At 68.8% G+C, this 19909-nt stretch carries 19 protein-coding genes; 9 read left to right on the top strand and 10 right to left on the bottom strand.

Annotated elements, in window-relative coordinates; all coding sequences use genetic code 11:
• Positions 1-114: 114 nt before the first annotated feature.
• From AB0F43_RS28060 to AB0F43_RS28080, 5 genes are all read left to right on the top strand, one after another.
• A complete protein-coding gene (locus AB0F43_RS28060; protein WP_360483089.1) occupies positions 115-1335 on the top strand; it encodes a hypothetical protein in 1221 nt (406 codons plus the stop codon).
• The gene (locus AB0F43_RS28065; RefSeq protein ID WP_360483092.1) at positions 1332-1985 is read left to right on the top strand and encodes a hypothetical protein; all 654 of its coding nucleotides are present in this window, start codon (positions 1332-1334) and stop codon (positions 1983-1985) included. Before AB0F43_RS28060 ends, AB0F43_RS28065 begins: the two co-directional genes overlap by 4 nt.
• A complete protein-coding gene (locus AB0F43_RS28070; RefSeq protein WP_360483094.1) occupies positions 1982-3220 on the top strand; it encodes a hypothetical protein in 1239 nt (412 codons plus the stop codon). The genes AB0F43_RS28065 and AB0F43_RS28070 overlap by 4 nt, the downstream gene beginning before the upstream one ends.
• 115 nt (positions 3221-3335) lie before the next feature.
• Positions 3336-4106, top strand: coding sequence for a DUF4097 family beta strand repeat-containing protein (locus AB0F43_RS28075; protein ID WP_360483097.1), 771 nt, complete (start codon positions 3336-3338; stop codon positions 4104-4106).
• 235 nt (positions 4107-4341) lie between these two features.
• Positions 4342-4590 carry a DUF6458 family protein gene (locus AB0F43_RS28080; RefSeq protein WP_360483099.1) on the top strand — a complete coding sequence of 83 codons (249 nt, stop codon included), beginning with the start codon at positions 4342-4344 and terminating at the stop codon, positions 4588-4590.
• Here AB0F43_RS28080 and AB0F43_RS28085 read toward each other — a convergent pair.
• The 6 genes from AB0F43_RS28085 to AB0F43_RS28110 all read right to left on the bottom strand — a co-directional run bounded on the left by AB0F43_RS28085 (position 4580) and on the right by AB0F43_RS28110 (position 12444).
• A complete protein-coding gene (locus AB0F43_RS28085) occupies positions 4580-6364 on the bottom strand; it encodes an NHL domain-containing thioredoxin family protein (RefSeq protein ID WP_360483102.1) in 1785 nt (594 codons plus the stop codon). The two genes, AB0F43_RS28080 and AB0F43_RS28085, sit on opposite strands and share 11 nt — an antisense overlap.
• A gap of 420 nt (positions 6365-6784) precedes the next feature.
• Positions 6785-8419, bottom strand: a complete 1635-nt coding sequence (locus AB0F43_RS28090) for a hypothetical protein (RefSeq protein ID WP_360483105.1) — start codon at positions 8417-8419, stop codon at positions 6785-6787.
• Between the two features lie 131 nt (positions 8420-8550).
• Entirely contained in the window at positions 8551-9456 is a 906-nt protein-coding gene (locus AB0F43_RS28095) for a carbohydrate ABC transporter permease (RefSeq protein WP_360483108.1), read from the bottom strand.
• Positions 9453-10352 carry a sugar ABC transporter permease gene (locus AB0F43_RS28100; protein ID WP_360483111.1) on the bottom strand — a complete coding sequence of 300 codons (900 nt, stop codon included), beginning with the start codon at positions 10350-10352 and terminating at the stop codon, positions 9453-9455. The genes AB0F43_RS28095 and AB0F43_RS28100 overlap by 4 nt, the downstream gene beginning before the upstream one ends.
• A 43-nt stretch (positions 10353-10395) precedes the next feature.
• Positions 10396-11676: an ABC transporter substrate-binding protein gene (locus AB0F43_RS28105; RefSeq protein WP_360483114.1), complete on the bottom strand. Its 1281-nt coding sequence runs from the start codon at positions 11674-11676 to the stop codon at positions 10396-10398.
• A gap of 324 nt (positions 11677-12000) precedes the next feature.
• Positions 12001-12444 carry a deazaflavin-dependent nitroreductase gene (locus AB0F43_RS28110; protein ID WP_360483117.1) on the bottom strand — a complete coding sequence of 148 codons (444 nt, stop codon included), beginning with the start codon at positions 12442-12444 and terminating at the stop codon, positions 12001-12003.
• Between the two features lie 58 nt (positions 12445-12502).
• Here AB0F43_RS28110 and AB0F43_RS28115 point away from each other — a divergent pair, with 58 nt between their 5' ends.
• Positions 12503-12967: a MarR family transcriptional regulator gene (locus AB0F43_RS28115; protein ID WP_360483120.1), complete on the top strand. Its 465-nt coding sequence runs from the start codon at positions 12503-12505 to the stop codon at positions 12965-12967.
• On the opposite strand, the gene AB0F43_RS28120 is transcribed toward AB0F43_RS28115, so the two are convergent.
• From AB0F43_RS28120 to paaN, 3 genes are read right to left on the bottom strand one after another with little or no spacing between them, the layout of a single operon-like run.
• The gene (locus AB0F43_RS28120) at positions 12952-13470 is read right to left on the bottom strand and encodes a flavin reductase family protein (RefSeq protein WP_360483123.1); all 519 of its coding nucleotides are present in this window, start codon (positions 13468-13470) and stop codon (positions 12952-12954) included. The genes AB0F43_RS28115 and AB0F43_RS28120 overlap by 16 nt on opposite strands.
• 13 nt (positions 13471-13483) lie before the next feature.
• Positions 13484-14860, bottom strand: coding sequence for a serine hydrolase domain-containing protein (locus AB0F43_RS28125; protein ID WP_360483125.1), 1377 nt, complete (start codon positions 14858-14860; stop codon positions 13484-13486).
• Entirely contained in the window at positions 14853-16520 is a 1668-nt protein-coding gene (gene paaN, locus AB0F43_RS28130; RefSeq protein ID WP_360483128.1) for a phenylacetic acid degradation protein PaaN, read from the bottom strand. Before paaN ends, AB0F43_RS28125 begins: the two co-directional genes overlap by 8 nt.
• A gap of 99 nt (positions 16521-16619) precedes the next feature.
• On the opposite strand from paaN, the gene paaI reads away from it, so the two are divergent.
• Genes paaI through paaK form a run of 3 tightly spaced genes read left to right on the top strand, consistent with a single transcriptional unit; the run spans position 16620 to position 19567 of the window.
• On the top strand, positions 16620-17048 hold the full coding sequence (gene paaI, locus AB0F43_RS28135; protein ID WP_360483131.1) for a hydroxyphenylacetyl-CoA thioesterase PaaI: 429 nt from the start codon (positions 16620-16622) through the stop codon (positions 17046-17048).
• Positions 17045-18250 carry a 3-oxoadipyl-CoA thiolase gene (gene pcaF / locus AB0F43_RS28140; protein WP_360483133.1) on the top strand — a complete coding sequence of 402 codons (1206 nt, stop codon included), beginning with the start codon at positions 17045-17047 and terminating at the stop codon, positions 18248-18250. The genes paaI and pcaF overlap by 4 nt, the downstream gene beginning before the upstream one ends.
• Before the next feature lie 15 nt (positions 18251-18265).
• A complete protein-coding gene (gene paaK / locus AB0F43_RS28145) occupies positions 18266-19567 on the top strand; it encodes a phenylacetate--CoA ligase PaaK (protein WP_360483136.1) in 1302 nt (433 codons plus the stop codon).
• A gap of 8 nt (positions 19568-19575) precedes the next feature.
• On the opposite strand, the gene AB0F43_RS28150 is transcribed toward paaK, so the two are convergent.
• Positions 19576-19899 (bottom strand): hypothetical protein, encoded by a 324-nt coding sequence (locus AB0F43_RS28150; RefSeq protein ID WP_360483139.1) that lies wholly within the window; start codon positions 19897-19899, stop codon positions 19576-19578.
• Positions 19900-19909 lie beyond the last annotated feature (10 nt).

The raw sequence follows: 19909 nt of genomic DNA on the forward strand, positions 1-19909 counted from the left end.
GGCTTGGCTTCCCCTGTCCGAGCCAGGGCCGTGCCATGTCCGGGCGGGAACCTGTTGTCCACAGGGTGCGTCCGTGCAGCTGTGTCCCCGCCAGTTCGTCGTACGCTGTGCGCGATGCTCGTCCGTCTCCGCCGCCTCGCGACTGTGCTCGCCGTCCTGGCATTCCTCCCGGTCCTCCCCGCGCGCGCCGCGACGCCGGAACTGCCGGACCGGATCGCGGCCGCCTGGCGGAACGACAAGGTGTACGTCGACGAGCGGCTCCGCCCCATCCCCGAGCTGGACCGGGTCCGCGCGGAAGCCGCCACCGTCGACTTCGCCGTGTACGTCGCGCTGGTCCCACGGACGCCGTACACGCGGGAGAAGCTGACCGAGCTGATCACGCTGCTGCAGGCCCGCGTCGGGCAGCCGGGGCTGTACGTGGTGGCCGTGGTCTCCGACGGCTACTGGTCCGGGATGGAGGAGCTGTACCGGCCGGCCGGGCTGAAGGGCCGGAGTCTGACCCGGGTCCAGCTCGACGACGAGCGGTACCGGGACATCGTCTACGACCGGCCGGCGCCGCAGATCGTGCGGACGATCGAGCAGGCCGCGACGGCGTACGACGGCCGCCCTTTGCCGCCGATCCCAGCGAGCGACCTGGAGCCGGAGCGCGGACTGCGCGGCATGTCGGTCACCGACCGGGAGGACCGGGCCGCGTTCATCGGCCTGGGGGCCGGCGCGTTGGCCGGCTTCGTGTTGACGCTGTGGCTCGTCCTGCGCAGGCGGAGCGGCTCCCGGCGGTCGAAGGCCGCGGCCGCCGGTGGGCCGCCGATCGAGGTGGCGACGATGCGGGACCGGGCGGACGTCTGGATCGAGCGGGCGCAGCAGGCCATCGACCGGTTGGACCGGCGGCACGGGAAGTCGGTGAAGGTGCTCGACCAGCGCGAAGACGCGTACCGCCGCCTCGATGCCGCCCGCAAGCTGCGGGACGGTGAGGCCGACGATCTGCTGTCGGTGACCGGCGCCTTCGTGCTGGCCCGGCAGGCCGAGCGCGGCGCGAGTGGGGCGCAGGTCCTGCCGCCGTGCTTCTTCGACCCGACCCACCACTCCGCGAAGACTTCGGTCGCCTGGTCGGACGACATCGAAGTGCCGGCCTGCCAGGCGTGCGCGCGGATCCTCGGCAAGGGTGCGACGCCGTACGGCTTGCAGGTCTGGCGGCGCTCCGGCTTGCTCGGACGCGGCCACGTCCCGTACTGGACGCTGGATCCGGAGGACAGCCCGATGGTGGCTACCGGATTCGGCGCGCTGTCCGACGACCTGCCCGAGCGGGTGTCACAACTCCAGGACGGTGTCCGATGAGACGCCTCATTCTGTTGCTCACAGCAACTATTGTGCTGCTGTCCGGCACGGCGTGGGCCGCGGTTCCGCCGGATCCGCGGGTGAGCGCCGCGACGACCGCCTGGGCGACACAGCCGCTGTACGTCGACCCGGACTACGCGTCCCTCGTCGACACGACGCAGGCCGCGGAGCTGCTCCGCGTGATCGAGGCCGCACCGGTGCCCGTGTACGTCGCCGTCGTACCGACTGGGGACTGGTTCCAGGAGGAAGGCGACACCGCACTGCTCGCCGGCTGGCTGGCCGCCTCGAACCGCAAGCCCGGGTTGTACGTCGTCATGGACGGCGACACGACGTACGGCGTGGAGCACGAGATCGCGGCCCGGGCGCCGAGCAGCGACTACGCCGAGGCGAAGCAGCCGATGGCCGGGCAACTCGCCGACTACCTCGAGGAGGTCATCGCCGACGACCGGTTCGAAGCCAAGCCGGCGCGGACCGAGCCGACCCCGCCGGATCCGGAAACCACGTCCGCACCCGATCGGTTCACTGTGCGCGACGCGATCGGCAACGGTGTGGGCGGCGGTGTCCTCGGCCTGATAGGCGGCGCGCTGCTCGCCGGCGTCGTGCTCGGAGTAGCGGCCCTGGTCGCCCGACGACATGGAGGAACGCGGTGAAGACCCGGTTGGCCCTGACCGTTCTGCTGACGCTGCTGGTGTCGCTGAGCGCCGTACCCGCGCAGGCACAGACCCCGGCCGAGCGCGCCCGGGAGATCGCGACCGCGCTGGCGAAGGACCCGCTGTACATCGATCCGGCGTACGACTCGGCGTTGCCGGCGAGCCTGCGGGCGGACGTCCTGGCCAAGGCGAAGGCGCTCGGGTACCCGGTCTACTCGATCGTGCTGCCGCTGACGCCGAGCGATCCGTTCCAGGGCAAGGAGAGCAATGTGCTCACCCTGGTCATCGATGCCCTCGGCAAGCCCGGGCTGTACGTCGTGGTGGACGGTGGCGGCCGGTTCCCCTGGTACGAGGCGCACGAACTGCCGCAGTTGAACGACGACAAGCTGCGGGCCTCCCGCCAGCGGGCGCTGGACGACACCGGGTACGACGCCGGGCCGACCGAGGTGCTGACCCGGATGTACGAAGTGCTCGCGGCCCCCGGGCTACCTCCGGCCGCGCCAAGCCCCACATCCGCCAGGACGCCTGGTGGATCCTCGGCGGACGAAGAGTCCCCGGCCGGAAGGATCGCGCTGTTCGCCGGGCTGGGCCTCGCCGCCCTGGTCGGGCTGGGGCTGATCATCGGCCTGCGCCGGCCGGGCTCGCGGCGCGACCGTCGTCCGCTACGGAAGAAGCCATTCAGCATTCCGCCGCATGTGGCCGCGACCGTGGCCGCGGAGCGGCGCCGGCGCCTGGCCCGCGAGACCGGGTTGGAGCTCACCAAGCTGGGTTCGCAGCTGGCCGCGTTGCCGGCTGCCGACGGTGCTGGTCTGAAACACCAACAGGCCGCACTCGACGCGCATCAGGCCGCCGGGAAGGTGCTCGACACCTCGGAGGATCTCGTCGACGTGGTCGGCGCGATGGTGCTGCTGGACAAGGCACGGCGCGAGTACGACGCCGCCGTCGCGGTGGCAGCGGGCCGGAAACAGGACGCCGTGCCGGAGCTGTGTGCCTTCAATCCCCTGCACGGAAGGTCTTCCGGTCGGCCGACCCAGGTGCAGGCCGATGGGGCGACCTTGACGCTGCCTCTGTGTGCCGAGTGCCGGCGCGCTTTGAAGCGAGGCAAGGCGCCGGCGTCGTTGCCTGGCGACGACGGTCCCTACTGGCATGGCGACGATCTGTGGGCGCGGACCTTCTTCGGCAACCTCGACGACGACCTCGCCGCCGCGGTGTCCCGGGGCGACTACCGGTCCTGACCTCCGGCGTCCCTGAGGTCTGGTTCAGGGACGCCTCGGGGGATCTGCCGGATCCTGCGCCCTGTCCTGCCCGCCTACTGTCGAGCGGACAGGATGGAACACGAAGGGGCGGGACATGGCGGAGAGCAAGCAGCTCGGGGCAGTGCTTCTGGTGGCCGGGGCTGCGTTGGCGTTCTGGCAGTTCGGGGACCGGGACTCCACCGACGACCACGAGATCGGCGAGCGGATCACCACGGTGCAACTGGCCGCCGAGAGCTCCGACGTCACCATCAAGGTGTCCGGCGACGACAAGACCACGGTCCAGGAGAAGCGCAGATTCTGGCTGTGGAAGCACGGTGACGCCTACTCGGTCGACGACGGCGTGCTGAAGCTCGACGGCGACTGCGGCTGGCAGTGCAGCGCCGACTTCGTCGTCACCGTTCCACGCGGAACCAAGGTGACCGGCGAGAACGGCAGCGGTGACATCTCGGTCGCCGGGGTCAGTGGGGTGGACGCCCAGTCGCGCTCCGGCACGGTCGAGATCAGCGACGTCAGCGGTGACGTGAAACTCGATCTCACCTCGGGTGACGTGGTCGTCAAGAACCTGACCGGGAAGCTTCAGGTGACCGCTACCTCCGGTGACATCGAGGCGTCCGGGCTCAAGGGTGGATCGGTCGACGTCGAGACCACGTCCGGGGATCTCGAGGTGCGGCTGGCCGAGGCGAACGACGTCCGCGCCAAGGGCACCAGCAGCGACATCGAGGTGACCGCGCCGTCCGGCGCCTGGAACGTCAGCACCGAGACGCGCAGCGGCGAGGTCGAGAACGGCCTGGGCGACGACCCGAACGGCTCGCACACCATCGACGCCACCACGACCAGCGGCGACATCGAACTGCACGCCGGATAGACACCTGACGGCCTGCACGGGCTGCGGTGCGAGGGTTTACGCAGGGGTACCTAGGGGTCGTCCGGTGGTGTAACCGACATGCCCGGCTGATGGATTAGGTCGTGCAACCGGAGTAGCGTCGAAGGTAGCGGACGACTTCACGAGGAGGCTCTCGCATGAGCGAGCGCAGCGAGCTCAGAATCAAGCACCGCGCATCTCGTGTCTCATGCGCGCCCGGAGCGAAGCGAGGACGCGCATGAGCATCGGTGTCGGCATCTTTTTGATGGTCGTGGGCGCTGTGCTGGCGTTCGCGGTCCGGGACTCCTGGGACGCTGTCAACCTGACCGCGGTCGGCTACATCCTGATCCTGGCCGGCATGGCCGGGATCGTGCTCTCCTTCTACATCACCAACCGGCGCCGGCGCGTCGAGACCGACGCGATCGACCCGGCGATCGAGGAGGAGTACCGGGTGGTCGAGGAGCACCACCGCGACATCAAGGAGTAGACGCCCCGGACAGCACCAACTCGAGCCGTGCGGCCCCGTCCGAGGTCACGCGGACCGGCACACCCCAGTCCTGCCTGTGCATGTGGCAGGCGGGGAACTCCACTTCAGCGGAGTCGTCGCACGAAGCAGCCTGTACGGCGACGTGCAGCACACCGTCCCCGACCCGCTCGTCGATCACTAGCTCGCGGGTGAGATCGGTGGAGTCGCCCGCACCTTCACGCAGCAGGCTCTCCGGTGTCGACGACACCAGCAGCCGCGTCGACGGCCCGTAGCGATCGTCCAGCTTCTGCCCCGGCGGCGGCGTGAACACGACCTCCAGCGTCACCTCGCCGGCCGCGACGTCCATCGGCGGCCGTTGCGTCCGGGTGCTGAACTCCTCGGCGATCGCCGACGCACCGAGCGGGATCCGGGTCAGCCGGTGCGCAGCCGACTCGACCACGAGCAGTTCGTTGCCTACGACAACACCGCCGCTCGGCTCGGCGAGCCCAGTCGCCATCGTGTCGACCACCTCGGTGCGCGGGTCGTAGCGTCGTACGGCGCCGTTGTAGGTGTCGGCGATCGCGATGGAACCGTCGGGGAGAACGGTCACGCCGAGCGGATGCTGCAGCAGCGCCTCATCCGCCTTACCGTCGCGCAGGCCGAAGTCGAACAGACCGGTGCCGACGGCAGTGTGCACGTCGGTGTCGATCCACCGCAGCGCGGAGATCTCCGAGTCGGCCAGCCAGAGGCGGTCCCCGTCGACGGCCAGGCCGCTCGTCTGCGCGAACCACGCCTCGGTGAGCGCGCCGTCCTTCAACCCTTCGTTGGTGGTGCCGGCGGCAACTTCCGTGACCTTGGTGAACGGGTCGAACGTCCACAACTGGTGGACGCCGGCCATCGCGATCCACACCTTGTCCTGCCACCACGCGACATCCCACGGTGAGCTCAGGACGTCGGTGCTGTCGCCGTCCATCCATTGCTTACCGGTGCCGACCAGGGTGGTGACCCGGCCGGACTGCAGGTTGATCCCGCGCAGGGCGTGATTCACGGTGTCGGCGACGACGACGTCGTACCCGAGGGTGCTCGCGACGTCTGCCGGTAGGACGGTGAGGCCGTTCGGTTCGGAGAAGCCGGCCTGGTCGGCCAGGCCGTCGGCGAATCCACGCTCGACGGTGCCGAAGCGCCGTACCACTGTGGTGGCGTCGTCGGCGAGCTCGACGATGCTGTGGTTCCCGGCGTCGGCGACGAGGAACCCGTTGTCCAGGGCAACCACCTTCGCCGGGAAGCGGAGGTCGGTCGGCTCGGGCTTCGGGGCGACGTACGGCGACTTGCCCCGGGTCAGCGTGCCGGCCTGCTCGTGCTCGGCGATCAGCTCGGCCAGCTGGGCGTCCAGCGCGTGGGCGTGTCCCTCCCCGGAGTACTGCGCGACGATGTACCCGTTCGGATCCACCAGCACCAGCGTCGGCCAGGCGCGCGCCGTGTAGTTCTGCCAGGTGATGAGCTCCGGATCATCCAGCACCGGATGCCCCACCTCGTACCGCTCCACGGCGGCCCGAACCGCCGCCTCCTCCCCCTCATGCGCGAACTTCGGCGAATGCACCCCCACAATCACCAGCGCATCGCCGTACTTCTCCTCCAACGGCCGCAACTCATCCAGCACGTGCAAACAGTTGATACAACAAAACGCCCAAAAATCGACCAGCAAGAACCGTCCCCGGAAGTCCGAGAGCGACAACTCCCGCCCGCCCGTGTTCAACCACCCACGACCCCTGAGCTCCGGCGCACGCACATACATGCCCCCATTGTCCGCCGCCACCCAAGACACCCGAGGCCGGGGCCGTGAACAGGAACCGGGGTGCGTGAACAGGCTATTGCGGCTGTTGTGATGGATGTGTGGGTGATTGTCCACGGGGTTGGGATCCGAGCCGGTCGCCTGCCGTCAGCTTCGTGTACTCGTGACGAATCACCAGACCAGCGGGTCCGGTCCTGCCGACCGGGGAGAGTTTTGCGCCCGATGCGGGGCAAAACCCTCCCCAGTCCACCATCGGACCACCACCCCCAGCGAAGGTGCCGCGGATGCGCCGGAACACCAGCCACACAGCGAGCAAAACAGCCGTTGTTCCTGTTTACAGCCTCCAGATCCGGTTCCAGGCCACCGCTCCCAGCCTGCGGCTGAGGTCCACGAGCCGACGTCACACGCCCGCGCCGAGTGGGGTCAGCGGGGGAGGATGAGGGTGTCGGTGAGGAGTTTGGCGGTTTTGCGGAGGGTGGCTGGGGAGGAGGAGAGGTCGGCGGCGAGGGTGTAGGGGGTCAGGGGTTCGCCGGGGCCGACCAGGCGGTGGCGGTGGGCGAGGAGCCAGACGATGGCTCGGGGCCAGGTGGAGAGGCGGGCTTTGGCGAGCAGGTCGGGGGCGTCGCGGACCAGGCGCTCGGCGATGTCGAAGGCGTCCGGGGCGTACGTCGTACCGAGGGTCTCGCCGGCCATCAGCCAGGCGTGTGGGGCGAGGACCGACAGGGTCGCCGCCTGGGACTTGTCCAGGCCCCGCAGGTCGGGTTGGGGTGGTGAACCCAGGCCGGACAGGGCCCGGTAGGCGTCCTCGAGGTCGTTGGTGGTGTCGTCGAGGAAGACGCGTTCACCCGGCTTGGAGCCGACCGGGTCGATCATCGCGGCGGCCTCGAGCGCCGGTGTCCAGACGTCCACCGCGTCGACCGCCTCGTCGATCGCGTCCACCGCCAGCTGGGTCCGCTCCCCCGCGAACGCCAGCCACGCCTTCACGACCACCGGGACCGCCTCGAAGTAGGTGCTGTCGGCAAGCACCTTCCGCGGCAGCCAGTGCGCGAGGAACAACTCCACCAGTACGGCGCTGACCCGCAGTGGACCGCCGACGGTGTGATCCACGGCGTGGTCGATCCAGAGTCGGACGATGTCCGCGGCGTCATCGGCCAGCCCGACGGCATGAGCGGACTCGAGGAACTCGCCGACCAGCTGATCGCGCTGCCGGGGTGACAGCAACGGCCGGATCGGTGGGCGGATGGGGCGCTCGGGCAACTGGGTCAGCCGGTTCACCAGCAGGCCGGAGAAGAACTCGAAGTCCTCGGTCACCGGTGGATCGTCGTAGTCGTTGGTCTCGCCGAGCGCCTGCAGGATGATGCCGGCCGCGGTCGACGGCCGGACCGTCCGGATGGTCACCCGGCCGCCGCGCTGGTACGCCTCCAGCACCCGGTCGACCGGCGGCCCGACGAACACGTCCTTGACGATCGCGCCGAGGTTGTTGTCGATGAACACCACCACGGTGTGCGGATGCTGCTCGTCGTCGTAGTCCAGGACGACGCTGAGCCCGTCGCCGGTGATGTCCTCCGACACGATCGCGCTGGTCAGCCGGAACCCGGCGATCCGGGTCACCCAGTCGGGCACGTGCGGCTCGGTCCGCAGCCGGGACAGATGGGCCCGCTGCAGTGGCAGCCGCCCGGCTGGGCCGACGGTGCGGGCCAGACTCGTCAACAGGACGAAGGACTGCGCGTCGCGGCGCTCGCCGAGCACCCGGGCGGCGTCGGCCCAGAAGAACCGCTCGACCTCACCGATCTCGTCCGGCTGCCCGGCCGGCCACAGCTGGTCGGCGAGCATCGCGGCGGACCGCGCGACCGACGCCTCCGCGATCACTGGGTGCAGCGCCCGGGGTGCGGCGGCCAGGTCGAGTGAGAGCGTTTCCAGCAGGGTTTCCAGCACGGCGACACTCGGCGTGGTGTCGACGTCGACACCCGCCGTCGGGCGGTCGGTCGGGCCCGGAGTGGAGCCGACCAGCCGCAGGTGGCTTGGTCGTCCGTCCCGGCCTCGTGGTGACTTGGTCACCTCCGCGACATTACCTTCCAGTCCCCGTTCGCCGCAGTCCCCTGCGCGCGTCCTGTGGATAACTAGGTTGACACGCCGTCACCGAACGACTGCGGCCCGTGCACCAAGTACACGGGCCGCGGACCACGTACTCAGCCCTTCAGGGCACCTGCCATCAGTCCGCCGATGAACCAGCGGCCGAGCAGGATGTAGACCAGCAGGGTCGGGAACGACGTGATCAGCGCACCCGCCATGCTGGCCGCGTAGTCGACCTTCTGCCCGCCGGACAGCGCCGCCAGCCCAAGTGTCACCGGGCCGTTCTGCTGCTGGGTGAGGAACAGCGCGAACAGGAAGTCGTTCCAGACCGAGGTGAACTGCCAGATCAGCGTCACCACGAACCCGGAGATCGAGATCGGCAGGATGATCCGCACGTAGGTCTGGATCAGTCCGGCCCCGTCCACCCGGGCCGACTCGATGATCTCGTGCGGCACGATGGTGGCGTAGTAGTTCCGGAAGATCAGCGTGCAGATCGGCAGGCCGTAGATGACGTGCGCGATGATCAGCGTCGGCACGCCGCGGGTGACGTCCAGCTCGGTGAACGTCGTCCGCAGCGGCAGCATCACCGCCTGGTAGGGGATGAACATCCCGAACAGGATGAACGCGAACACCAGGTTCGCGCCCGGGAACCGCCACCGGGCCAGCACGAACCCGTTCGCGGACCCGACCATCGAGGAGATGATCGCGGCCGGGATCGCCAGCGACAGCGACCGGATCATGTACGGCTGCAACACGTCCCACGCCTTGCGCCACGGCTCCAGCGTCCAGGTCTCCGGCAACGACCACTGCGCGGCGGCGGTGGTGTCGGCGGCTGTCTTGAAGCTGGTGATGAGCACGACGTACACCGGAGTCAGCACGAACAGCAGGAAGAACAGCAGCAGGAGGTACTTCACGGTCCGGCTGGTTCGGGTCGTGCCGTCCGCGATGGCTCCGCCGCGGGGCTTCTGGCGGATCGCCGCGGCGGCCTTGCCGGTCGCCGCCTCAGCCTCTATGGCGGTCATTCGTTGGTCTCCTGCCGGACGGTGTACGCGACGTAGGGGATGACGAGTACCGCGACCACCGCGAGCATCACGATCGCGATCGCGGCCGCCTTGGCCTGGTCACTGCGCAGCAGCGTGTTCCACATGTAGACCGCCGGCACCTCGGTGCGGAACTGGTTCGGCCCGGTGATCGCGTAGATCAGGTCGAACAGTTTCAGCGACATGTGGCCGAGGATGATCAGCGCCGACAGCGCGATCGGGGACAGCTGCGGGAACAGCACGTGCCGGTACAGCTTGAACTCACTCGCCCCGTCGACCCGGGCGGCCTCCCGCAACTCCGGCGGGATGCCCCGGAAGCCGGCCAGGAACAGCGCCATGATGTAGCCGGACAGCTGCCAGATCGCCGGTAGCGCGATCGACAGCATCGTCGTCCATCTACTGCCCGCGGTCCACCAGGAGTTCTCCAGGAAGTTCAGGCCGACGATCGAGAACAGCCGGTTCAGGCCGCGCGCCTCGTCACCCTGGGACGGGTTCAGCAACCAGCTCCAGACCACCCCGGAGGCGATCATCGAGATCGCCATCGGGAACAGGTAGATCGACCGGAAGATGCTCTCGCCCCTGACCCCCTTCTCCAGCAGCAGGGCCCAGAGCAGGCCGAAGATCAGCGTGCCCACGATGAACGCCACCGTGAGCACGCCGAGGTTCTTCAGCGAGTTGAGGAACCGGTCCTCGCCGAACAGGTTCACGTAGTTCTCGAACCCGACGTAGTCGGCCGGGCCCTTACGAGCCGTGTGCCGGTCGGTCAGCGAGGTGTTGAAGGACCACGCGATCAACCCGTACACGAAGTACCCGAGCAGCAGCACGGTCGGCAGCAGCACCAGGGCGCCCGGGCCCCAGGTACGGATTCTTCCGTGCATGCTCAGTCCTCCGACCTGAGGCCGGTCCGCAACTCGTGCCGCATCAGCTCTTCTTCATCGCGGTGCCGAGGGCCGACTGCAGTTTGGCGACGTCCGGGCTGCCGCTGAACTGGCTGATCGCGGACAGGATGTCGTTGTTCTGGCCGGCGGTGCAGGCGGCACCGTGCGCGCAGGACGGAACGATCTTGTCCTTCTTCCAGTCGGCCATCGCCGACTGCTGGTACTTCGGGTAGTCCGACGGCTGGGCGTCCGAGCGGGCCGGGATCGAACCCTTCTTGGTGTTGAACGCCTTCTGGCCCTCAGCCGAGCCGGTGACCTTCAGCCAGCACTTCGCACCGTCGGGGTTCTGCCCGTTGGTCGGCAGCGTGAAGGAGTCCGACAGGTACTGGAAGTTGCCCGCCGTACCCGGGGACGGCCAGTAGGTGTACGCCGTGTCCGGGACCTTGTCGGCCAACTGCTGGGCAGCGACCCAGTCACCCATCACGAAGTAGCCGGCCTGGCCCTTGTTCAGGTACTGCAGGGCGTCCGGCCAGTCGATCGCCTCGCGGTCGGCGTTGGTGTAGGTCAGCAGCTTCTTGTACTTCTCCAGCGCCGCGGTCACCTCGGGGGCTTCCCAACCCTCGCCCTTCCACAGGTTGGTGAACTTGTCCGGCCCGAGCTCGGCCAGCAGCACCACCTCGACCAGCATCTCCTGGGCGAAGCCCTTGGAGATGGCCAGCGGCGTCTTCACGCCGGCGGCCTTCAGCTTGTCCATGTCCGCCATCCAGGCGTCCACCGTGGCCGGCGCCGTGGCGGCGTCCAGGCCCGCCTTCTTCAGCACGGCCGGGTTCGTCCAGGTCACGTTCGCGCGGTGCACGTTGGCCGGGATCGAGTAGATCTTGCCGTCGACGGTCAGGTTGTCGATCAGGCTCTTCGGGAAGGCCTCGTCCAGGCCGAACTCCTTGTAGAGACCGCTGACGTCGTCGATCTGGCCCGCGTTGATGTAGTCGCTCAGCTCGGCACCGGCGTGCGCCTGGAAGGTGGACGGGGGCTTGCCGGCCTGCAGGTCGTTGGCGAGCACCTGCTTGGCGTTCGAGCCGGCGCCACCCGCGACCGCGGAGTTGACGAACTTGTAGTCCTTGCACTCGGTGTTGAACACCGAGACCATGCCGTCCAGACCGGCCTTCTCACCACCGTCGGCCCACCAGGTGAAGACGGTGACGTCCTTGGTCGCCGCCGAGTCCCCACCGCCGCCACCACCGTCGTCGCTGTTCCCGCAGGCGCTGACCGCGAGAAGACCCGCCGCACCCAGCACCGCGACGGTCCTGCTCAGACCACCACGCATGTTTTCACTCTCCGATCAATTGATGGAGCCGCCTGTGACAACGATGCCCCCTTGACGGGCCAACTCTGAGCACGCCGCGCGGCGGGTGTCAACGTTCCGCGCAAGCGCGTTGCGCAGCCGTGACCCCTATCGGGCGTTCGGAGTGAGAGCGCGCACATTCAGCACCCGATCGGGCACCTCGCGCAGTGGCCTTGCGCGTTTGTACCTTCGGCCTGAGCAAACCTCGATCGCGCGCCGGTCAACTCCAGTACGGCGTCCTGCGCCGCGTCAGTGCGATCGGCAGTCGTACGGCGCGTGAAACGTGGTGGCTCGCATCCAGGCACGCTACGAAACGACGCGGAAAACGACGCACCCCGGAGCCGCGGCCTCGAACTCGTCCGGCGAACCGCTGGTGACCGCGCCGACCCGGACGAAGAACGGCACGCCGGTCGGCACCTCGGCCGGGAACGCACGCAGCACCGCCGCCTTCTCGACCGGGTCAGTGACCTCCTCCAGCCGGACCCGGCTCGACTTCCGGCCCGCGGCCAGCAGACCCCACCCGGCAACCTGCGCATTGCGCACCCAGTCCGACGTCGGCAGCGGGCTGAGCACGTACCGCTTGCCGTCGACGGTCAGCGGCGACACCGGCGTCGCACGCATCGCACCGGTCGTGCGGCCGGGTACGGACAGGACGTGGATGGTGCCGAGCGGCAAGCCGGTCCTGGACAGGAGTTTGACCAGCCGGTTCATCGGCTTCAGCCAGCCGGGGAGTGCAGTCGTGACAGCCATCGTGGACTCCTATTTATTTCGACGATCGAAACATTGGATCGAGGGTAGACTATTTCGAGTGTCGAAACAAAACCTGATCGCGGAGATCACCGAGGCGGTGGTGCGGTTCCAGAACGCCACCGACCGGGTCGACGTGGCGGCGGCCGAGGTGCTGGGGGTGAATCGCACCGACCTGCTCTGCATCGGGCTGCTGTTGCGCAACGGCGGGATGACTGCCGGACGGCTCGCGATCGAGGCGGGTCTGAGCCCGGCCGCGACGACCGCGGCGATCGAGCGCCTGGAGAGTTCCGGGTACGCCGTACGCACCAAGGACGAGGCGGATCGCCGGCGAGTCCTGGTGACCGCGACACCACTGGCGGAGCAACGGGTCGAGCAGGTCTACGGCCCGGTCAGGCCGGCCGGCACGGCTGTGCTGTCCCGGTACACCCGGGCGGAGCTGGAGACGATCCACCGCTTCCTGGTCCAGGGTGAAGAGCTGCAGGACCAGCAGGCGGAGCGGATCCGGGGTCAGAGGGTGAAGTAGCGGCCGCGGCGGTGGACCAGGGCGGGGGTTTCGTCGGCGGCGAGTTCGACGTGGGCGATCTCCAGTTGCACCTGGAGGGACCAGCCGACCTCGGGTGGATCGGTGGAGACCAGCGTGCAGCCGGCCCAAGTGGAGACACCCACCGGTGCCGGACCCCACTCGGTGTCGGTCCAGTCGATCATCCGGAACGGACCACCGGGCGCCGGTGCGACGTACCCGAAGGCGTCGGCCAGCTGCCGGTGCGGTTCGCCGAGCAGGGCGACCACCGCGGTTCTTGCCTCACGCAACGTTTCCCACAGGTCCGAGTCCGGGTCGATCAACCCGATCACGTAGCCGGGTTCACCGTCCGCCACGACCATCGACGCCACCGTCAGGCCAGCCCGGTTGCCGTCGTACACGGTTGTCCAGAGCCCCACGGGCGACGGCAGCCGGCCCCGGAACCGCCGTACCGGGCTCCGATCGGACTCCGGCGGCAGGAAGGGGTGATCGCTGTGGATCGTCATGCCAGCACGGTACTCAACCGGCTGTCACCCGGGGCGGTAGGGCAAACCGTTCGATCGGCACCATGCGCAGGCCGCCCGCGGAGCGGATCGACTCCGGGCGGCCGTCCGCGTCGAAGGTGAACTGGTAGCGCTGGCCGTACGAGCCGCCACCGTAGTCCTCGGTCACCCGCAGCGTGTCGCCGTCGACCTCCAGCGTGGGCGCCTTGTCCGCCGGATCACCCTGACTGGGATCCATCGAGTACAGCCGCCCGCCGAGCTGGACGATGTCGGTGACACCCCAGAGGCCGGCGTACCGACCGGTGAACCGGCTCAGGTCGGCGGACTGCTCCGGGCGCTCCTTCGACTGCGCCAGGTCGAGCAGCTTGAAGGCTCCCTCGGCCATCTGCTGTGCCGGACCGTCGATCGCGTTCGTCAGCACCGAGACCGCGATGCCGGCCTTGCCGTCGACCAGCGACCGGGTGATGTGTCCCGGATAGCCACCACCATGACCGAACAACTCCCGGTCGCCGACCTTCGCGATCTGCAGGCCGAGCCCGTACTTCGGCCACTCGTCGGTGCCGACGTTCCACAGCGGGTGCTGCATCTGCCGCTTGGAGGCGTCGGTCAGCAACCGATCGTCGCCGGGCAGGTGCGCGGAGAAGTAGGTGACCAGGTCACGCGCGTTGCCGTAGAACCCGGTCGCCGACGCCAGCGCCTGGGTGTCGACGTGATCGATCGGCACCCGCTCGTCGGCGTACGCGAGCGAGCTGTAGCCGCTGGCGTACTCCGCGCTCCTGGCCGGATCCAGTTCGGGGCCGAGATCGGACAGCCCGAGCTTCTCGACGATCTCGGTGCGGACGTGGTCGTTGTACGACCTGCCGGTGGCGCCCTCGATCACCAGGCCGAGCAGCCCGTAGCCGATGTTGGTGTACTTGAACCGCTCGTTGTCCGCGATCACGGCGGCGTCCGGGGACCGCAGCATCGCGAGCAGCTGCTCGCGATCCGGGAACGGCTGCGCGAGCTGCCAGAAGTCCGCGTCGTCGCTGTCCCGGGTCAGGCCGCCGGCATGACTGAGCAGGTCCCGCAGGGTGAGCTTGCCGGCCGGCGCGTCGACGAGCTCGGTGACATGCATCTCTGCCTTGTCGTCGAGCCGCAGCCGGCCCTGCTCGACCAGTTGCAGGACGGCTGTCGCGGTGAACGTCTTCGAGTGCGACGCGATCCGGAAGAGATGCCGTTCGGTCAGCGGTACGGCGCTTTCGACGTCGGCCAGCCCGTAGGCCGCGCTGAACGCGACCGAACCGTCCGCGAACACGGCCGCCTGGACGCCGGGCACCCGGGAGAACCGCTGCCTGAACGCGAGCCAGCTGCGGTAGTAGGTCAGGACTTCCTGCAGTGACTCACCATCAGACATGACGCCTAGACTGAATGACGCGGAAGCGACTCGCAACGTAAGCGCCGTCGGTGTATGTCGCGTTGGCGGCCGGATTCGCGCCGGTGCCGTGGAAATCGCTGAAAGCAGCCGATTGATTGACGAAGACCTGGCCGGTCAGGTTCTCCGACAGGGCGACCCCGGATTCCAGCGCCGCGTCGCGGGCCTCGTCGAGGATCTTGGCGTCCGTCGAGTAGATCCCGGCCGTCATCGCGCCACCTGCCACGACCGTCTTGCGGAACAGGTCGATCGACTCCGCAGTGTCCGCAGTCCGGACCAGGAACGAGACCGGCCCGAAGCACTCGCGGCCGTACACGTCACCGTCCTTGGCGTCGATCGCGACCAGCAGCGGCGTCCGCACCACCGCGTCCGGGAAGGCCGGGTGCTGGATCGCCCGCGACTCCAGTACGACGTCGCCGTACTCCGGAGCGAGCTCTAGCCGGCTGATCACGGCCTGGTTCACGATGCCGCCGAGGATCTCGACCGCGCGGGCGTCGTCGCCGAGCAGTTTGCCCATCGCGCCCGCGATCCCGGCGCCGACCTCGTCGAAGGACTTGTGACCCTCGTCGGTCTCGATCCCGCCGGCCGGGACGAAGATGTTCTGGGTGGTCGTGCACATCTGGCCGGAGTACAGCGAGAGCGTGAAGGCGAGGTTGCCGCAGAGGGCCTTGAACGCGTCGGTCGAGTCGATGATGACCGCGTTGACGCCGGCCTTCTCGGTGTACACCGTCGCCTGGGTCGCGTTCTGCTCCAGCCACTCGCCGAACTCGCTGCCGCCGGTGAAGTCGATCAGCTTCACCTCGGGCCGGGTCGCCAGCGGCTTGGCCAGGCCGTCGCCGGCCCGCTCGGCGGCCAGGGTCACCAGGTTCGGGTCGAAGCCGGCCTCGGCCAGCACCTCACGGCACACCTGGACGGTGATCGCCAGCGGCAGGACGGCAAGCGGGTGCGGCTTCACCACCACCGCGTTCCCGGTGACCAGGGACGCGAACAGGCCGGGCCAGGAGTTCCAGGTCGGGAACGTGTTGCAGCCGATCACCAGCGCGACCCCGCGGCCGGTGACGGTGAATGTCTTCTCCATCCGGATCGGGTCACCCTTGGCCGGCTTCTCCCAGGTCGCCTCGGCCGGGTAGCGGTTCATCTCCTCGTACGCGTACGCGACCGCCTCCAGCGCCCGGTCCAGCGCGTGCGCGCCACCGGCCTGGAACGCCATCACAAACGCTTGACCGCTGGTGTGCTGGACCGCGTTGGCCAGCTCGAAGACCCGCTTGTGCAGCCGGTCGAGGATCTCCAGCGTGACTCCGGTGCGGGCGTCGATGCCGGCCTTGCGCCAGTCGGCCATGCCGTTGCGGGCGGCCGCCATCAACTCAGCCAGTCCGTCGTCGACCATGCGCGGATAGGAGATGTCCAGCGTGATGCCGTACGGCGAGTGCTCGGTGACGACCGTGCCGCGGGAGCCGGGGGTCTCCAGGGGGAACGTCGTACCCAGGTAGCGCTCGAAGGCGGCCTTACCGTCCGCGGCCGCGGTCTCGCCGTACACCCGGGGGCTGGGCGACTCCGGGAAGGCGGAGTGGTAGCCGCGGCCGCGGATCGCCTTCAGCGCGTCGTCGAGGCGCTCGCGATGGGTCGCCAGCCAGTCGGTCATGGGTCCTCCAAGCTCGGGGTCTGCGTTTGTGATGTTACAGTCGTTGGCGCGACCGGCGATAGAGTGTCACAACCCTTCTTCTCGATCGGGCGAACACGGATGAGTGACGACCTGGCGGCCCGGGTGGCCGCGGCGATGTGGGCGGAGGACACCGCCAGCGTCGGCCTGGGTATGCGGCTGATCGCCGTCGGTGAAGGCACTGCCCGGATCGAGATGCCGGTGCGCGACGACATGGTGAACGGGCACGGTATCGCGCATGGTGGATTCGTGTTCAGTCTGGCCGACTCCGCGTTCGCGTTCGCGTGCAACTCCCGGAACCGGGTCACCGTCGCGCAGACCTGCGACATCGTCTTCGTCGCCCCGGCCAAGCGCGGTGACGTGCTCGTCGCCGAGGCACGGGAGCGTACGTCGTACGGCCGGAACGCGATCTACGACGTGACCGTCCGGCGCGGCGACGAGGTGATCGCCGAGTTCCGCGGCCGCAGCCGCCAGTTGTCCGGCACGATCATCCCGGAGGAGCAGGTATGAATCGATCAGCGTTCTTGGTGGACGGCGTGCGGACGCCGGTCGGCCGGTACGGCGGTGCGCTCGCAGCGGTCCGTCCCGACGACCTGGCGGCGCATGCGGTCTCGTCACTGCTCACTCGGCACTCCGCTCTGGATCCTTCGCTGATCGACGACGTGATCCTCGGCTGCGCGAACCAGGCCGGCGAGGACAACCGCAACGTCGCCCGGATGGCGGTGCTCCTCGCCGGACTCCCGTCAGAAGTCCCGGGTACGACGATCAACCGGCTGTGCGGGTCCGGACTGGACGCGGTCGCCTCGGCGGCCCGATCGATCATTGCCGGGGACAACGAGATCGTCATCGCGGGCGGGGTCGAGTCGATGTCGCGGGCACCCTTTGTGATGCCGAAGGCAACGACTGCGTTCTCCCGGCAGGCCGAGATCTTCGACACCACGATCGGGTGGCGGTTCGTGAACCCGGTGCTGCAGCGGCAGTACGGGATCGACTCGATGCCCGAGACGGCCGAGAACGTGGCCGAGGACTACGGCATCTCCCGTGCGGACCAGGACCTGTTCGCGCTCCGCAGCCAGCAACGCGCGGCCAAGGCCCAGGCGAACGGGCGGCTGGCCGAGGAGATCGTGCCGGTGTCGATCCCCGGCAAACGTGGCGCGGTCACGGTGGTGGAGGTCGACGAGCACCCTCGCGAAACGTCGCTGGAAGCGCTGGCCGGCTTGAAGACGCCGTTCCGCTCGCCGGGCACTGTCACCGCGGGCAACGCCTCCGGGGTCAACGACGGTGCGGCCGCGCTGCTGGTGATGAGCGGGGACGCGGTCGAGCGGCTCGGCGTGACGCCGCTGGCCCGGATCGTCGGTACGGCGGCGGCCGGCGTACCACCGCGGATCATGGGGATCGGTCCGGCGCCGGCCACCCGCAAGCTTCTCGTCCGCACCGGCGTCGCCCTGTCCGACGTCGGCGTGATCGAGCTGAACGAGGCGTTCGCCGCCCAGTCGCTGGCGGTACTGCGCGAACTCGGCCTCCCCGACGACGCCGAGCACGTCAACCCGAACGGCGGCGCCATCGCCCTCGGTCACCCACTGGGGATGTCCGGTGCTCGCCTCGCTCTCACCGCCGCCCTGGAGCTTCGCCACCGCGACGCCGGGTTCGCGCTGGCCACCATGTGCATCGGAGTGGGTCAGGGCATCGCGACTCTGCTCGCCCGGCCGTGATCGGGAGGTGCTGTGATGCTCGGCGAGCCTTGTCCCGAGGACCTTCGTGACGATGGCGAGCGGCTGTCCGTCGACGAGCTCCGGTCCCGTCAGCTGTCGTTGCTGCAGTCAACGATCAGGACGGCGTACGAGAATGTGCCGCACTACCGGGCGGCCTTGGACGGCGTGGGGTTCGCACCGGGCGACCTGACGTCACTCGAGGATCTGAGCCGGCTGCCCTTCACCACCAAGGCGGATCTGCGGGAGAACTATCCGTTCGGGATGTTCGCCGTACCTCGCACCGAGGTCGTCCGGGTGCACGCGTCCTCGGGTACGACGGGGCGGCCGACGGTGGTCGGGTACACGCGGCGCGACCTGGACAACTGGGCGGATCTGATGGCCCGGTCGATCCGCGCGGCCGGTGGGCGTCCGGGCGATGTGTGTCATGTTGCCTACGGCTACGGACTGTTCACCGGTGGGCTGGGTGCGCATTACGGCGCCGAGCGGCTCGGGTGCACCGTCGTACCGGTGTCGGGAGGGATGACCGAGCGGCAGGTCGACCTGATCCGCGACTTCGGCGCCCGGATCATCATGGTCACACCGTCGTACTTCCTCGCCATCGTGGACGAGATGGAGGCGCGCGGGCTGGATCCGCGGGACACCTCGTTGCGGATCGGGATCTTCGGCGCCGAGCCGTGGACCGAGCAGATGCGCGCCGAGGTCGAGCAGCGGACCGGTATGCACGCGGTCGACATCTACGGACTGTCCGAGGTGATGGGTCCCGGTGTCGCGCAGGAGTGCGTGGAGACCAAGGACGGCCTGCACATCTGGGAGGACCACTTCTACCCGGAGATCATCGATCCCGTCACCGGCGAGGTGCTGCCGGAAGGCTCGGTCGGCGAACTGGTCTTCACCACCTTGACGAAGGAAGCCTTCCCGGTACTGCGTTATCGCACTCGAGACCTCACCCGGTTGCTGCCGGGCACCGCGCGACCCGGGATGCGCCGGATGGAGAAGATCACCGGCCGCACCGACGACATGATGATCGTCCGCGGCGTCAACGTCTTCCCCACCCAGATCGAGGAACAGATCCTGCTCGTCGAAGGCCTCACCCCGCACTACCTCTGCGTCCTCAGCCGCCCCGGCCGCCTCGACGAACTCACCATCCAGGTCGAAGCCGCCCCCGACCTCACCGACCGCCCCTCAGCCGCCGCCCACCTCACCCGCCGCATCAAAGACCGCGTAGGCGTCACCGCCACCGTCGAGATCCTCGACCCCCACGCCCTCGAACGCTCCCTGGGCAAAGCCAAACGCATCAAGGACACCCGAGCCTTGTAACCCCTTGATCAATAACACGGCCAGTGGGCGATCGCCGTACTTGTGCCCAGCAGAACCGGCACCTCGTCGGGCAGGCAGTCGGAAGCCAGGGCCATCGCGGTGAGCCTTGCGTGACCTTCGAGAACGACCAGCGGATGATCTTCACCGGCGCGCACACAGATGATCGGTTCCCAGGTGACTCCTTCCCGTACGGCTTCTGCGAGCGCGAGAAAGTGCCCGGTGGGCATGCGGTCGAAGACCAGTCCCCCGCGACGGACGAAGCCCGCGGCGTCCGTCGGTCGCCGAGTCCCCTCGGTCAGCGCAGTCCAGTAGCTGTAGTCGATGTAGCGCACTTGCGTCGGT

This window comes from Kribbella sp. NPDC023972 (genome assembly GCF_040639075.1).
Taxonomy (GTDB): Bacteria; Actinomycetota; Actinomycetes; order Propionibacteriales; family Kribbellaceae; genus Kribbella.

Coding starts and splice junctions, on each gene's coding strand:
- AB0F43_RS28060 (WP_360483089.1), top strand. CDS start 115: ATGCTCGTCCGTCTCCGCCGCCTCGCGACTGTGCTCGCCGTCCTGGCA.
- AB0F43_RS28065 (WP_360483092.1), top strand. CDS start 1,332: ATGAGACGCCTCATTCTGTTGCTCACAGCAACTATTGTGCTGCTGTCC.
- AB0F43_RS28075 (WP_360483097.1), top strand. CDS start 3,336: ATGGCGGAGAGCAAGCAGCTCGGGGCAGTGCTTCTGGTGGCCGGGGCT.
- AB0F43_RS28080 (WP_360483099.1), top strand. CDS start 4,342: ATGAGCATCGGTGTCGGCATCTTTTTGATGGTCGTGGGCGCTGTGCTG.
- AB0F43_RS28085 (WP_360483102.1), bottom strand. CDS start 6,364: ATGTATGTGCGTGCGCCGGAGCTCAGGGGTCGTGGGTGGTTGAACACG.
- AB0F43_RS28095 (WP_360483108.1), bottom strand. CDS start 9,456: ATGACCGCCATAGAGGCTGAGGCGGCGACCGGCAAGGCCGCCGCGGCG.
- AB0F43_RS28100 (WP_360483111.1), bottom strand. CDS start 10,352: ATGCACGGAAGAATCCGTACCTGGGGCCCGGGCGCCCTGGTGCTGCTG.
- AB0F43_RS28105 (WP_360483114.1), bottom strand. CDS start 11,676: ATGCGTGGTGGTCTGAGCAGGACCGTCGCGGTGCTGGGTGCGGCGGGT.
- AB0F43_RS28110 (WP_360483117.1), bottom strand. CDS start 12,444: ATGGCTGTCACGACTGCACTCCCCGGCTGGCTGAAGCCGATGAACCGG.
- AB0F43_RS28120 (WP_360483123.1), bottom strand. CDS start 13,470: ATGACGATCCACAGCGATCACCCCTTCCTGCCGCCGGAGTCCGATCGG.
- AB0F43_RS28125 (WP_360483125.1), bottom strand. CDS start 14,860: ATGTCTGATGGTGAGTCACTGCAGGAAGTCCTGACCTACTACCGCAGC.
- paaN (WP_360483128.1), bottom strand. CDS start 16,520: ATGACCGACTGGCTGGCGACCCATCGCGAGCGCCTCGACGACGCGCTG.
- paaI (WP_360483131.1), top strand. CDS start 16,620: ATGAGTGACGACCTGGCGGCCCGGGTGGCCGCGGCGATGTGGGCGGAG.
- pcaF (WP_360483133.1), top strand. CDS start 17,045: ATGAATCGATCAGCGTTCTTGGTGGACGGCGTGCGGACGCCGGTCGGC.
- paaK (WP_360483136.1), top strand. CDS start 18,266: ATGCTCGGCGAGCCTTGTCCCGAGGACCTTCGTGACGATGGCGAGCGG.